This window comes from Pseudomonas sp. TE12508, from assembly GCF_056279485.1.
Map to the genome: position 1 here is coordinate 16191 of NZ_JBWCCN010000011.1, position 13351 is coordinate 29541.

12 protein-coding genes are annotated in these 13351 nt (G+C 58.7%); 7 read left to right on the plus strand and 5 right to left on the minus strand.

Annotation, left to right across the window (positions count from 1 at the left end):
• The first annotated feature begins 20 nt into the window (after window positions 1–20).
• Window positions 21–494, plus strand: coding sequence for a bacterioferritin (gene bfr / locus ACZ9IM_RS16245; protein WP_123500680.1), 474 nt, complete (start codon window positions 21–23; stop codon window positions 492–494).
• A gap of 271 nt (window positions 495–765) precedes the next feature.
• On the opposite strand, the gene grxD is transcribed toward bfr, so the two are convergent.
• The 3 genes from grxD to ACZ9IM_RS16260 all read right to left on the minus strand — a co-directional run bounded on the left by grxD (window position 766) and on the right by ACZ9IM_RS16260 (window position 3738).
• Complete coding sequence (gene grxD, locus ACZ9IM_RS16250) at window positions 766–1107, minus strand: Grx4 family monothiol glutaredoxin (RefSeq protein WP_007898513.1); 342 nt, start codon at window positions 1105–1107, stop codon at window positions 766–768.
• Between the two features lie 97 nt (window positions 1108–1204).
• Window positions 1205–3313 carry a molybdopterin oxidoreductase family protein gene (locus tag ACZ9IM_RS16255; RefSeq protein ID WP_476224464.1) on the minus strand — a complete coding sequence of 703 codons (2109 nt, stop codon included), beginning with the start codon at window positions 3311–3313 and terminating at the stop codon, window positions 1205–1207.
• Window positions 3314–3447: 134 nt separating this feature from the next.
• Window positions 3448–3738, minus strand: a complete 291-nt coding sequence (locus ACZ9IM_RS16260) for a hypothetical protein (RefSeq protein WP_008069494.1) — start codon at window positions 3736–3738, stop codon at window positions 3448–3450.
• Between the two features lie 406 nt (window positions 3739–4144).
• Between ACZ9IM_RS16260 and argF the strand changes: the two genes are divergently transcribed.
• Both argF and ACZ9IM_RS16270 read left to right on the plus strand, forming a co-directional pair.
• The gene (gene argF / locus ACZ9IM_RS16265; protein ID WP_032830187.1) at window positions 4145–5065 is read left to right on the plus strand and encodes an ornithine carbamoyltransferase; all 921 of its coding nucleotides are present in this window, start codon (window positions 4145–4147) and stop codon (window positions 5063–5065) included.
• Complete coding sequence (locus ACZ9IM_RS16270) at window positions 5062–6171, plus strand: ABC transporter ATP-binding protein (protein ID WP_427622971.1); 1110 nt, start codon at window positions 5062–5064, stop codon at window positions 6169–6171. Before argF ends, ACZ9IM_RS16270 begins: the two co-directional genes overlap by 4 nt.
• Window positions 6172–6338: 167 nt before the next feature.
• Here ACZ9IM_RS16270 and ACZ9IM_RS16275 read toward each other — a convergent pair whose 3' ends face one another.
• Together ACZ9IM_RS16275 and ybaK are read right to left on the minus strand one after the other, a co-directional pair.
• Entirely contained in the window at window positions 6339–7121 is a 783-nt protein-coding gene (locus tag ACZ9IM_RS16275; protein WP_476224465.1) for a PhzF family phenazine biosynthesis protein, read from the minus strand.
• Between the two features lie 116 nt (window positions 7122–7237).
• A complete protein-coding gene (gene ybaK / locus ACZ9IM_RS16280) occupies window positions 7238–7708 on the minus strand; it encodes a Cys-tRNA(Pro) deacylase (RefSeq protein WP_427622973.1) in 471 nt (156 codons plus the stop codon).
• A 370-nt stretch (window positions 7709–8078) separates the two neighbouring features.
• Between ybaK and ACZ9IM_RS16285 the strand changes: the two genes are divergently transcribed.
• From ACZ9IM_RS16285 to glpD, 4 genes are all read left to right on the plus strand, one after another.
• Window positions 8079–8930, plus strand: coding sequence for an MIP/aquaporin family protein (locus ACZ9IM_RS16285; protein ID WP_123500668.1), 852 nt, complete (start codon window positions 8079–8081; stop codon window positions 8928–8930).
• 76 nt (window positions 8931–9006) lie between these two features.
• On the plus strand, window positions 9007–10512 hold the full coding sequence (glpK, locus tag ACZ9IM_RS16290; protein WP_476224466.1) for a glycerol kinase GlpK: 1506 nt from the start codon (window positions 9007–9009) through the stop codon (window positions 10510–10512).
• 84 nt (window positions 10513–10596) lie between these two features.
• Window positions 10597–11352: a DeoR/GlpR family transcriptional regulator gene (locus ACZ9IM_RS16295; protein WP_007898523.1), complete on the plus strand. Its 756-nt coding sequence runs from the start codon at window positions 10597–10599 to the stop codon at window positions 11350–11352.
• Between the two features lie 327 nt (window positions 11353–11679).
• Window positions 11680–13218, plus strand: coding sequence for a glycerol-3-phosphate dehydrogenase (gene glpD, locus ACZ9IM_RS16300; protein WP_476224467.1), 1539 nt, complete (start codon window positions 11680–11682; stop codon window positions 13216–13218).
• Window positions 13219–13351: the final 133 nt, after the last annotated feature.

Below are 13351 nucleotides of genomic sequence, written 5' to 3' on the forward strand. Positions count from 1 at the left end.
ATACAGGGCAGGACCCCATCATGAAAGGCGACATTACAGTCATCCAGCATCTCAACAAGATCCTTGCCAATGAGCTGGTCGCGATCAATCAATACTTTTTGCATGCACGCATGTACGAAGATTGGGGCCTGAACAAGCTCGGCAAGCACGAGTACCACGAATCCATCGACGAGATGAAGCACGCCGACAAGCTGATCAAGCGCATCCTGTTCCTTGAAGGCCTGCCGAACGTCCAGGACCTGGGCAAGCTGAACATCGGCGAACACACCAAGGAAATGCTTGAGTGTGACTTGAAGATCGAACGCGACGGCCATGCCGATCTGAAAGTCGCTATCGCTCACTGCGAAACTGTCGGCGACTTCGGTAGCCGTGAACTGCTCGAAGACATTCTTGAATCCGAAGAAGAACATATCGACTGGCTGGAAACCCAACTGGGCCTGATCGATAAAGTCGGTCTTGAGAACTATCTGCAGTCGCAGATGGGCGAAGAGTAAATGCTACGCCGCTAATCGCGATGCAATAAAAAGCCCCGCTCTCTTTTATAGAGGCGGGGCTTTTTTGTGTGCGCGGTCTTGTCCTGAATATTGTTTACACAGGCACGCTCTTGTTGGAGCGAGCGGGCGGCGATCCCTGTGGCGAGGGAGCTTGCTCCCGCTTGAGTGCGTAGCACTCACAAAACCTTCATCGACTGTAAGGATTTTGGGGCCGCTTTGCGACCCAGCGGGAGCAAGCTCCCTCGCCACACCGCCCACTCCAAGTACCGAATCAGGCGTCGGTCTTGTTGGCCGCAGCAGCTTCAACAGCGGCTTTGATCGTCGCTTGCAACGAACCGTCGGCAGCCATTTCGGTCATGATGTCGCTACCACCAACCAGTTCACCGCCGACCCACAGTTGCGGGAAGGTTGGCCAGTTGGCGTACTTTGGCAGGTTGGCGCGGATTTCCGGGTTCTGCAGGATGTCCACATAGGCAAACTTTTCGCCACAGGCCATTACAGCCTGTGCGGCTTTCGCGGAGAACCCACACTGTGGGGCATTCGGCGAGCCTTTCATGTAAAGCAGAATGGTGTTGTTGGCAATCTGCTCTTTAATCGTTTCGATGATATCCATGGAGCACCTCGGCTGAACTTTCCGACTCAGTGGTCGGCACGGTGGCGCATTGTAACGGAAACCCGAGCGCCATGCTCGGCCTCCCCGACAGTCATGTTCATGCCGCCGCCACGGTCACCGGCACGCCGTTCAACGCCGCATTACCCGACAACTCATCGAGCTGACATTCGTCAGTCAGGTCATTGGCGCTGGAGCCGGGTTGGCCGCTGGCAATCGTCATCTGCACACCCGGTCGCGCATGACCCCAACCGTGAGGAAGGCTGACCACACCTTTCATCATATCCAGGCTGGCGACCACTTCAACCTCGATCACCCCGACCCGCGAACTGACGCGCACTCGCTGCCCATCGTGGAGCCCGCGGCTGGCCAGGTCATCCGGGTTCATCAGCAGTTGATGGCGCGGTTTGCCCTTCACCAGACGGTGATAGTTGTGCATCCATGAGTTGTTGCTGCGCACATGGCGGCGGCCGATCATCAGCAGCTCATCGGCAGCCGGTGCTTGTAGCGCCGCGAAGCGCGCCAGGTCGGCGAGGATCTCGACAGGCGCTGCCTGGACTCGCTGATTGGCGGTCTTCAGGCGTGGCGCCAGGTTGGGTTTGAGCGCCCCGAGATCAATACCATGAGGATGATCGAACAAGGTCGCCAGTGACAGCTTGTGTTCCGAAGCGTCGCCATACAGGCCCATTCGCAGCCCTCGGTCGATCATCTGCGCTGGCGCGATGGTCGATTTCAGCTCCTTGCCAGTCTTCGCCGCAAAGGCTTTGGCCAGCCCCACGAAGATTTCCCAATCATGCAGCGCGCCTTCGGGCCTGGCCAGGATCGCCCGGTTGAAGCGGGTGACGTTGCGCACCGCGAACATGTTGAACGTGGTGTCGTAATGATCGTTTTCCAGTGCCGAAGTCGACGGCAGAATCAGGTCGGCATAACGCGTGGTTTCATTGATATACAGGTCAACGCTGACCATGAACTCCAATCCGTCCAGTGCCTGCTCCAGTTGTCGGCCATTGGGCGTGGACAGCACCGGATTACCCGCCACGGTGATCAGCGCGCGGACCTGCCCTTCCCCTTCTGTGAGCATCTCTTCGGCCAGCGCCGATACCGGCAGTTCTCCAGCGTATTCCGGACGCCCGGACACGCGGCTCTGCCAGCGGTTGAAATGACCGCCCGAGGTCGATGCCACCAGATCCACCGCAGGCTCGGTGCACAACGCACCGCCCACCCGGTCGAGGTTGCCGGTGACCAGATTGATCAGTTGCACCAGCCAATGGCACAGGGTGCCGAAAGCCTGGGTCGAAACCCCCATGCGCCCGTAGCAGACCGCTGTCGGCGCTGCCGCGAAGTCCCGTGCCAGTTGGCGGATCTGCTCGGCGGGCACCGCGCACAGCGGGCTCATGGCCTCAGCAGTGAACCCTGCGATCGCTTCACGCACCTCATCCAGGCCATCGACCGGCAAATGACTGTCGCGGGTCAGACTTTCAGCGAACAAGGTATCGAGCAGCCCGAACAACAGCGCCGCATCGCCGCCGGGGCGTACGAACAGATGCTGATCAGCCATCGCCGCCGTCTCGCTGCGACGCGGATCGACCACCACCACTTTGCCGCCCCGGGCCTGAATCGCCTTGAGGCGCTTCTCCACATCCGGCACGGTCATGATGCTGCCGTTGGAGGCCAGTGGATTGCCGCCCAGGATCAGCATGAAATCGGTGTGATCGATGTCCGGGATCGGCAGCAGCAAGCCGTGGCCGTACATCAAGTGGCTGGTCAAGTGATGGGGCAACTGATCGACCGATGTCGCGGAAAACCGGTTGCGGGTTTTCAGCAGGCCGAGGAAATAATTGCTATGGGTCATCAACCCGTAGTTGTGCACGCTTGGGTTGCCCTGATAGACCGCCACCGCGTTCTGCCCGTGACGCTCCTGGATCGCCGCCAGGCGTTCGGCTACAAGGCTGAAAGCGTCTTCCCACTCGATAGGCTGCCATTCGCTGCCTGTTCGCCGCATCGGCTGACGCAGGCGATCCGGATCGTTCTGGATGTCTTGCAGGGCAACCGCTTTGGGGCAGATATGCCCGCGGCTGAAGGTGTCTTGGGGGTCACCCTTGATCGAGGTGATCTGTACGCCGCTGCCTTCGACCTCGGTGGTTTCGATGGTCAGGCCGCAGATGGCTTCACACAGGTGGCACGCACGGTGATGGAGAGTCTTGGTCATGGCCAGTCTCTGTTTTGTTCTGGGCGGGCAAGATCGGCCGCGGGAACAAAACTATGGCGCGCGACTCACCCCTTGGCCAGCGACGTTCGTCTTGTGAATCGGCGGCCATCAGGCCAGCCAATGGCAGCAAGGGATCAGTTCGACGGCAGACTCGGCGGCGCCTGCAACTGGATCTCCTCGATGGTTTCGATCTGCTCATGGGCAACATGCACGCCGGTGAGTTCGCCGATCAGTCGCCAATGCTCGTCGAGCCCGGCGCTGATGGTGGCCATGCGGTCAATCATGCGCCGGCCAGCCGCTTTCGTGACTTCGTCTTCACTGCGCAACAACTCGAAAGACATCGAGGTCATGGAAGCGGTGAGGTGAGTCAGAGAGCGGGCCGTAAGCCCGAGTAATTCCATTAACAGCTGTTCTTTCGATTCCATTCCAGATGGCTTCCTGCGTCGCTCGTGCCTTAGTTATAACGCAGCACTTTGCTTTAGCAAATGTTTCGGACAAGACACATTGCCCGCCAAAGGTCCGAATGACAGGTCAAAAACCGACCGCCAGCGTGTCGCCCGCGCCCTGTTTGATTGCCAAGCCCGGCGAGCCCGGTGTACAAATGGTCAGCTGCTGTCAGGAAACAGGCTTCAAAAGCGCTACTGCGGTCACCCGTAGCCCCTCTGAAATCCCCTAAACACCGTAGCCCATTGGAAAAACGCGACATTTAATGTCAATATCGCGCCTTCCCCTATTTCGTCGCCCCGTGCGGCTTACGCCGCAGGTCTCGCCCGTTTTTCAGTTAAACAAGGCTTTGAGTATCTGCGGTCTGTTGCAAAAAGGTAGTCAATGATGAGCGCAAGGCACTTTCTCTCCCTGATGGATTGCACGCCCGAAGAGCTGGTCAGCGTGATCCGTCGAGGCGTTGAGCTCAAGGACCTGCGTAACCGCGGCGTACTGTTCGAGCCTTTGAAAAACCGCGTCCTGGGGATGATTTTCGAGAAGTCCTCGACCCGCACACGCATCTCGTTCGAAGCCGGCATGATCCAGCTCGGCGGCCAGGCGATATTCCTGTCGCCACGCGACACCCAATTGGGTCGCGGCGAGCCGATCGGCGACTGCGCCATCGTCATGTCGAGCATGCTCGATGCGGTGATGATCCGTACCTTTGCCCACAGTACCCTGACCGAATTCGCCGCCAATTCCCGCGTGCCGGTGATCAATGGCCTGTCCGATGACCTGCACCCCTGCCAATTGCTGGCCGACATGCAAACCTTCCTCGAACACCGTGGTTCGATTCAAGGCAAGACCGTGGCCTGGATCGGCGATGGCAACAACATGTGCAACAGCTATATAGAAGCGGCGATCCAGTTCGACTTCCAGTTGCGCATAGCCTGCCCGGAAGGTTACGAACCCAATCCTGAGTTTGTGGCTAAAGCCGGCGATCGGGTGACCATCGTCCGCGACCCGCAGGAAGCCGTGCGCGGTGCGCACCTGGTGAGCACCGACGTCTGGACCTCCATGGGCCAGGAAGAGGAAACCGCCAAGCGCCTGAAGTTGTTCGCACCGTTCCAGGTCAACCGTGCCCTGCTCGACCTGGCCGCGCCGGACGTGCTGTTCATGCATTGCCTGCCGGCCCACCGTGGCGAGGAAATCAGCCTCGACCTGCTCGACGACTCGCGTTCGGTGGCCTGGGATCAAGCCGAAAACCGTCTTCATGCACAAAAGGCCTTGCTCGAATTCCTCGTCCCGCCTTCGTACCACCACGCATGAGCCAGCCATTACTGCTGAACCTGCGCAACCTGGCCTGCGGTTATCAAAACCAGCGGGTTGTGCAGAACCTCAACCTGCATTTGAATGCTGGGGATATCGGTTGCCTGCTGGGGTCTTCGGGTTGCGGCAAAACCACCACCCTGCGGGCGATTGCCGGTTTTGAACCGGTGCACGAAGGTGAAATCCAGTTGGCGGGCGAGACCATCTCCAGCGCCGGCTTCACCCTTGCCCCGGAGAAGCGCCGGATCGGCATGGTGTTTCAGGATTACGCACTGTTTCCGCATTTGAGCGTGGCCGAGAACATCGCTTTCGGGATCCGCAAGCACCCGCAAAAGGATCGTATCACCGAAGAACTGCTCGAACTGGTCAACCTGAAAAACCTCGGCAAGCGCTTCCCCCATGAGCTGTCCGGTGGCCAGCAGCAACGTGTGGCGTTGGCCCGCGCCTTGGCGCCGGAACCGCAACTGCTGTTGCTCGACGAACCGTTCTCTAACCTCGACGGCGAATTGCGACGCAAGCTCAGTCATGAAGTACGCGCCATTCTCAAGGCTCGCGGCACCAGTGCAATCCTGGTGACCCACGATCAGGAAGAAGCCTTCGCGGTCAGTGACCACGTGGGCGTTTTCAAGGAAGGTCGCCTGGAGCAGTGGGACACGCCCTACAACCTCTATCACGAACCCCTGACGCCATTCGTGGCCAGTTTCATTGGCCAGGGTTACTTCATTCGCGGCCAGTTAAGCAGCCCGGAATCGGTGCAGACCGAGTTGGGTGAATTGCGCGGCAACCGTGCCTACACCTGGCCAATCGGTTGTGCTGTGGATGTGTTGTTGCGTCCGGACGATATCGTCTATGCGCCGGACAGCCCACTGAGGGCGCAGATTGTTGGCAAGAGCTTCCAGGGGGCATCGACTCTGTACCGCTTGCAGTTGTCTACGGGCGCGCAGCTGGAGTCGATTTTCCCGAGTCATGCCGATCATCTGGTCGGTGCTGAAGTAGGCATTCGGGTGGCGGCTGAACACCTGGTGTTGTTCCAGGCGAACGGCAGCACGGCGGCGCAGATTCCGGTGATCGAATCCGGTGTTCGGCGGTACAGCACCACCAGTTGAGCGGACACAAGCGGGCTTGCTCGCTGTGGCGAGGGAGCTTGCTCCCGCTGGTTCGCGAAGCGGACCCAAATCCAGCGAATGCGGTTCGCTGGATTTACGACTGCTTCGCAGCCGAGCGGGAGCAAGCTCCCTCGCCACAGCAGGCAAGCCTCGCGCCTACAAAAAAATCATCCGAGCATTAATTTGCCGCTTGCGACCAGCGTCGCATTCCCGCCAATACTCACTCGCTCCCCTTCCAGCTGGCAGAACAACTCCCCACCTCGCGCCGAACACTGATAAGCCGTCAGACTCGACTTGTTCAAGCGTTCCGACCAATACGGAATCAGGCTGCAATGGGTCGACCCGGTCACCGGGTCTTCGTTGATGCCGATTGCTGGCGCAAAGTACCGCGATACAAAATCATGCGTGTTGCCCTTGGCCGTCACAATGGCGCCTGGCCACGGCAGTTTTGCCAGCGCAACCATGTCCGGCTGACAATCGAGCACCGCTTGCTCGGACTCCAGTACCACGAACAATTCTTTCGAACCCAACACATCGACTGCTTGCACACCCAAGGCGTGCTCGACATCCAGGGTCACGCCCACTTCTGTCGGCACGATGGCCGGGAAATCCAGCCACAAGCGCTCGCCCTCACGACTGACACTCAGCGGACCGGACTTGCAGATGAAGTCCAGTCGCTCGACCGGTTCCTTATAGATTTCAAACAGAACATAGGCGCTGGCCAGGGTCGCATGGCCGCATAACGGGACTTCGGTGGTGGGGGTAAACCAGCGGATGTGCCAGACGGGCCCCTCACGTACTAAAAACGCGGTTTCGGCGAGGTTGTGTTCGGCGGCGATTTTTTGCATTAACTCATCGTCGAGCCAGGTATCGAGCCGGTACACCATCGCCGGGTTGCCACTGAACGGCCGATCACTGAACGCGTCGACCTGATGAAACTCTAGCTGCATGCCACTTCTCCCTTTTTCAGGTCGACGAGCATGGAGCCACGAAGAGTCCTTCACCAGTGACAGAGCGAATCAATTTTCACCATACAGCGCCGGGCTGAACGCCCGAGGCCTTCTGTTCAGGTGCGACCGATATCGGCGAACTTCGCCTGGGTGTGTTCGGCCAACACGGCGGGCGCCAGTTCAACTTCCAGTCCACGCCGTCCGGCGCTGACAAAGATGCTGGAAAAAGGCTGAGCCGAATGATCGATAAAGGTACGCAGGCGCTTCTTCTGCCCGAGCGGACTGATGCCGCCTAACAGGTAACCTGTCGACCGCTGTGCAGCCGCGGGATCGGCCATTTCGACTTTCTTCACACCAGCGGCCTGCGCCAGCGCCTTCAAGTCCAGACTTCCGACGACCGGCACCACAGCCACCAACAATTCCCCCTTTTCGCTGGCCGCCAGCAATGTCTTGAACACCTGCGCCGGGTCCAACCCCAGTTTTTCCGCGGCCTCCAGACCATAGGACGCTGCCTTCGGATCATGTTCGTAACTGTGCACGCGATGTTCGGCACGAACTTTTTTCAACAAATCCAATGCGGGGGTCATGGCAGCTCCAGACTTGGTGGCAGAAGAAAAAATACTGCGCAGGATTCTAGGTCATTGATCGATAAAAGGCTCTATTACAACGCTATTTCAAAAGCCTGGCCGGGCTTCTGTGCCGTTCGTCCACGGTCAGCCTCCCCGATGAACGATGCGGTCATTCACGTGACTAATAGTTGAAATGTGACTGACAGTTCACTTTCGACCTTTGACAGCAGCGTTTCTTGTCTATATTTTTTCGAATCTGAATACTGTACGAATGTCTCACCGCAGCACCCAGCAGCAAGCCGAGCCCAGGATGGGGATCCTCCTCGGTGAAAATCGCGCTTTGACCTTGATGAAAAAGCGCCAGACAACAACAAAAAAGAGGTTTTCAATGACAACTGCTTTACAACAACCGTCGCTCTCGAGCCAATGCATGGCCGAGTTTCTGGGTACTGCACTGCTCATCTTTTTCGGTACCGGCTGCGTTGCCGCGCTCAAGGTGGCGGGTGCCAGCTTCGGACTGTGGGAAATCAGCATCATCTGGGGGGTTGGCGTCAGCATGGCGATCTACCTGACCGCCGGCGTTTCCGGTGCGCACCTCAATCCTGCCGTGAGTATCGCGCTGAGCATTTTCGCTGACTTCGAAAAGCGCAAACTGCCTTTCTACATCTTCTCCCAGGTGGCCGGCGCCTTTTGCGGGGCCTTGTTGGTTTACACGCTGTACAGCAACCTTTTCTTCGATTTCGAACAAACTCACCAAATGGTTCGTGGCACCCAGGCCAGCCTTGAATTGGCGTCGGTGTTCTCCACTTTCCCAAACCCTGCCCTGACCACTGCCCAGGCCTTTTTGGTTGAAGTGATCATCACCGCCATATTGATGGGCGTGATCATGTCGTTGACCGATGACAACAACGGTCTGCCCAAAGGGCCGCTGGCGCCGTTGCTGATCGGCCTGCTGATTGCCGTGATTGGTAGCTCGATGGGCCCGTTGACCGGTTTCGCGATGAACCCGGCTCGCGACTTCGGTCCTAAACTGATGACTTTCTTCGCCGGCTGGGGTGAAATTTCCTTCACTGGCGGGCGCGATATCCCGTACTTCCTGATCCCGATTTTTGCACCGATTGTCGGTGCCTGCCTCGGTGCTGCAGCTTATCGCGGGCTGATTGCCCGTCATCTGCCCAGCGCCATACCTGCTACAAAGGATGCAGTACCGGCCATTGACGGCAAACCAAGAACGTCTTGAAACCGTTGGCGCGTGATCCTGCCCATGTGGTCCCGCGCCTGACCTCACTTCCTAATTTTCGTCCAAGGCAATCGACATGACCGACATTCAGAATAAGAACTTCATCATTGCCCTCGATCAGGGTACGACCAGCTCCCGCGCGATCATTTTCGACCGTGACGCAAACGTGGTCTGCACCGCCCAGCGCGAATTCGCGCAGCATTACCCGCAAGCCGGTTGGGTCGAACATGACCCGATGGAAATCTTCGCCACCCAGAGCGCCGTGATGGTCGAGGCCCTGGCTCAAGCCGGCCTGCATCACGATCAGGTCGCAGCCATCGGCATCACCAACCAGCGCGAAACCACCGTGGTCTGGGACAAGACCACCGGCCGCCCGATCTACAACGCGATCGTCTGGCAGTGTCGGCGCAGCACCGAAATCTGCCAACAGCTCAAGCGCGATGGCCACGAGCAATACATCAGCGACACCACTGGCCTGGTCACCGACCCGTACTTTTCTGGCACCAAGCTCAAGTGGATCCTCGACAACGTCGAAGGCAGCCGTGAGCGTGCACGCAAGGGTGAACTGCTGTTTGGCACCATCGATAGCTGGCTGATCTGGAAATTTACCGGCGGCAAGGTGCACGTCACCGACTACACCAACGCCTCGCGCACCATGCTCTTCAACATCCACACGCTGGAGTGGGACGCGAAGATGCTGGAGGTCCTCGACATCCCGCGCGAGATGCTGCCGGAAGTTAAATCCTCGTCCGAGATCTACGGCCACACCAAAAGTGGCATCGCCATTGGCGGTATCGCCGGCGACCAGCAGGCGGCCCTCTTCGGCCAAATGTGCGTCGAGCCAGGCCAGGCGAAAAATACCTATGGCACCGGTTGCTTCCTGCTGATGAATACCGGCGACAAAGCCGTGAAATCCAAACACGGCATGCTCACCACCATCGCTTGCGGCCCGCGTGGCGAAGTGGCCTACGCCCTGGAAGGCGCGGTATTCAACGGTGGCTCCACCGTGCAGTGGTTGCGTGACGAGTTGAAAATCATCAACGACGCCCACGACACCGAATACTTCGCCAACAAGGTCAAGGACAGCAACGGTGTGTATTTGGTGCCAGCCTTCACCGGCCTGGGCGCTCCCTACTGGGACCCGTATGCCCGTGGCGCATTGTTCGGCCTGACTCGCGGCGTACGCGTGGATCACATCATTCGTGCCGCGCTGGAGTCGATTGCCTACCAGACCCGCGACGTTCTGGACGCCATGCAGCAGGATTCCGGCGAACGCCTCAAGTCCCTGCGCGTGGACGGCGGCGCAGTTGCGAACAACTTCCTGATGCAATTCCAGGCCGACATCCTCGGCACTCAGGTCGAGCGTCCGCAAATGCGCGAAACCACCGCGTTGGGCGCGGCTTACCTGGCGGGTCTGGCGTGTGGCTTCTGGGGCAGCCTGGACGAGTTGCGCGGCAAGGCAGTGATCGAGCGCGAGTTCGAACCGACACTGGACGAAACCGCGAAGGAAAAACTCTACGCCGGCTGGAAAAAAGCTGTCAGCCGCACTCGTGATTGGGAACCACACGAAAGCGCTGAATAAGCCAAGGATGGGGTTCTAACTGGTAGGGAGCAGATTCCTGCGGCATCATGGGCAAATTTTGCACGGCAGCCCAAAGGAAGCCCCATGAATCTGCCTCCCCGTCAGCAGCAAATCCTCGAACTGGTCCGCGAACGCGGCTATGTCAGCATCGAGGAAATGGCCCAGCTGTTCGTCGTTACACCGCAAACCATCCGCCGCGATATCAATCAACTGGCGGAAGTCAACCTGTTGCGTCGCTACCACGGCGGCGCAGCCTACGACTCCAGCGTCGAAAACACTGCCTACGCCATGCGCGCCGATCAGATGCGCGATGAAAAACAGCGTATCGGCGAAGCCATTGCCGCTCAGATTCCCGATCACGCCTCGCTGTTCATCAATATCGGCACCACCACCGAATCCATCGCTCGGGCGCTGCTCAACCACAACCACCTGAAGATCATCACCAACAACCTGCACGTGGCCTCGATGCTCAGCGCCAAGGACGATTTCGACGTGCTGCTGACCGGTGGCAACGTGCGGCGTGACGGTGGCGTGGTCGGTCAGGCGAGTGTCGACTTCATTAACCAGTTCAAGGTCGACTTCGCCCTGGTCGGCATCAGCGGCATCGATGAAGATGGCAGCTTGCTGGATTTCGATTATCAGGAAGTGCGGGTGTCCCAGGCGATCATCGCCAATGCCCGGCAGGTAATCCTCGCGGCGGACTCCAGCAAATTCGGGCGCAATGCCATGATTCGCCTGGGGCCGATCAGCCTGATCGATTGCCTGGTCACCGATCAGCAGCCTTCGCCAGCCTTGGCGCAGCTGTTGAGCCAGCACAAGATTCGGTTGGAAGTGGTTTAACTCCTTTCGAAATGGCTCGCTCCCCTGTGGCGAGGGAGCTTGCTCCCGTTCGGCTGCGCAGCAGACGCAAATCAGACAATTTGTTCTTCCTGAAAAACCGCGCTCACCGGTTTTAGGGCTGCTTCGCAGCCCAGCGGGAGCAAGCTCCCTCGCCACAAAAGCCCTCCCGCGCTCACTAAATGTTCGTAAATTTTCCTTTAACCGCCCTTCGATCAGTATTTTCAATCGAAGTTGACTGGCTGTGCGCGTCTTTATGGGCTAGTATTTTCGTAAATGAACATTAATGTTCGAATTCAAATATAGAAAATCAAAGCCCGAGGCCAGCCGATGCCCACTTCTACCTTGCCTACGCCCCCTCTCGCCGAGGTTTACGATATCGCCGTCATCGGTGGTGGGATCAATGGCGTGGGGATCGCAGCGGATGCCGCCGGTCGCGGTCTTTCGGTGTTCCTTTGCGAAAAGGATGACCTGGCCAGCCACACTTCGTCCGCCAGCAGCAAGCTGATCCACGGCGGCCTGCGCTATCTCGAACATTACGAATTTCGCCTGGTGCGCGAAGCCCTCGCCGAGCGTGAAGTACTGCTGGCCAAGGCGCCGCACATCGTCAAACAGATGCGTTTCGTGCTGCCGCACCGCCCGCACCTGCGTCCGGCCTGGATGATCCGCGCCGGCCTGTTCCTTTATGACAATCTGGGCAAACGGGAAAAACTCGAAGGTTCGAAAAGCCTGAAGTTCGGCCCGGACAGTGCACTGAAAAGCGAAATCACCAAAGGCTTCGAATATTCCGATTGCTGGGTCGATGACGCACGCCTGGTCGTACTGAACGCCATGGCCGCCCGCGAGAAAGGCGCCCACGTTCACACCCAGACCCGCTGCGTCAGTGCCCGTCGCACCAAGGGCCTGTGGCACCTGAATCTGGAACGCGCCGATGGCAGCCTGTTTTCGATCCGCGCCAAAGCGCTGGTGAATGCAGCCGGCCCGTGGGTCGCCAAGTTCATCCGTGATGACCTGAAGATGGAATCGCCGTACGGCATCCGTCTGATCCAGGGCAGCCACCTGATCGTGCCGAAGCTGTATGAAGGCGAACACGCGCACATTCTGCAAAACGAAGATCAGCGCATCGTCTTCACCATTCCGTACCTGAACCACTTCACCCTGATCGGCACCACCGACCGTGAGTACACCGGCGACCCAGCGAAAGTTGCGATCACTGAAGGCGAAACCGATTACCTGCTCAAAGTGGTCAACGCCCACTTCAAGAAGCAAATCAGTCGCGACGATATCCTGCACAGCTACTCCGGTGTTCGCCCGCTGTGCAACGACGAATCCGACAACCCGTCGGCTGTCACCCGCGACTACACCCTGGCATTGTCGGGCAGTGCCGAAGAAGCGCCGCTGTTGTCGGTGTTCGGCGGCAAACTGACGACTTACCGCAAACTGGCCGAATCGGCGCTGGCGCAACTGGCCCCGTACTTCGCGCACATCAAGCCAAGCTGGACTGCCAGCGCCACCCTGCCCGGCGGCGAAGACATGACCACGCCGCAGGCCTTGAGCTCGCGGATCCGCGACAAATTCGACTGGGTGCCCACCGAAATCGCCCGACGCTGGGCCACCACTTATGGCAGCCGCACCTGGCGCATGCTCGAAGGTGTGGAAAGCCTTAATGATCTGGGCGAACACATCGGCGGCGGTCTCTACACTCGCGAAGTTGATTACCTGTGCAGCGAAGAATGGGCGACCACCGCCCACGACATTCTGTGGCGCCGCACAAAGCTTGGGCTGTTCACTACCCCGGCGGAACAGCAGAAGCTCGAAGATTACCTGAACAAGGTCGAACAGAACCGCAGCAAGATCCAAGCGGCCTGATCGGGAATCCGGTTAAAACGAAGCCCCTGAATCTCATGATTCAGGGGCTTTTTGTATTCTGCCAGACACTACCTATCCCCTGCTCGCGATGAGGTCGGCACATGCAACATTGATGTTGCCTGACACTCCGCTA

Bases quoted from the DNA above. Each gene is read 5' to 3' on its own strand.
- bfr (WP_123500680.1), top strand. From the start codon at position 21: ATGAAAGGCGACATTACAGTCATCCAGCATCTCAACAAGATCCTTGCC.
- grxD (WP_007898513.1), bottom strand. From the start codon at position 1,107: ATGGATATCATCGAAACGATTAAAGAGCAGATTGCCAACAACACCATT.
- ACZ9IM_RS16255 (WP_476224464.1), bottom strand. From the start codon at position 3,313: ATGACCAAGACTCTCCATCACCGTGCGTGCCACCTGTGTGAAGCCATC.
- ACZ9IM_RS16260 (WP_008069494.1), bottom strand. From the start codon at position 3,738: ATGGAATCGAAAGAACAGCTGTTAATGGAATTACTCGGGCTTACGGCC.
- argF (WP_032830187.1), top strand. From the start codon at position 4,145: ATGAGCGCAAGGCACTTTCTCTCCCTGATGGATTGCACGCCCGAAGAG.
- ACZ9IM_RS16270 (WP_427622971.1), top strand. From the start codon at position 5,062: ATGAGCCAGCCATTACTGCTGAACCTGCGCAACCTGGCCTGCGGTTAT.
- ACZ9IM_RS16275 (WP_476224465.1), bottom strand. From the start codon at position 7,121: ATGCAGCTAGAGTTTCATCAGGTCGACGCGTTCAGTGATCGGCCGTTC.
- ybaK (WP_427622973.1), bottom strand. From the start codon at position 7,708: ATGACCCCCGCATTGGATTTGTTGAAAAAAGTTCGTGCCGAACATCGC.
- ACZ9IM_RS16285 (WP_123500668.1), top strand. From the start codon at position 8,079: ATGACAACTGCTTTACAACAACCGTCGCTCTCGAGCCAATGCATGGCC.
- glpK (WP_476224466.1), top strand. From the start codon at position 9,007: ATGACCGACATTCAGAATAAGAACTTCATCATTGCCCTCGATCAGGGT.
- ACZ9IM_RS16295 (WP_007898523.1), top strand. From the start codon at position 10,597: ATGAATCTGCCTCCCCGTCAGCAGCAAATCCTCGAACTGGTCCGCGAA.
- glpD (WP_476224467.1), top strand. From the start codon at position 11,680: ATGCCCACTTCTACCTTGCCTACGCCCCCTCTCGCCGAGGTTTACGAT.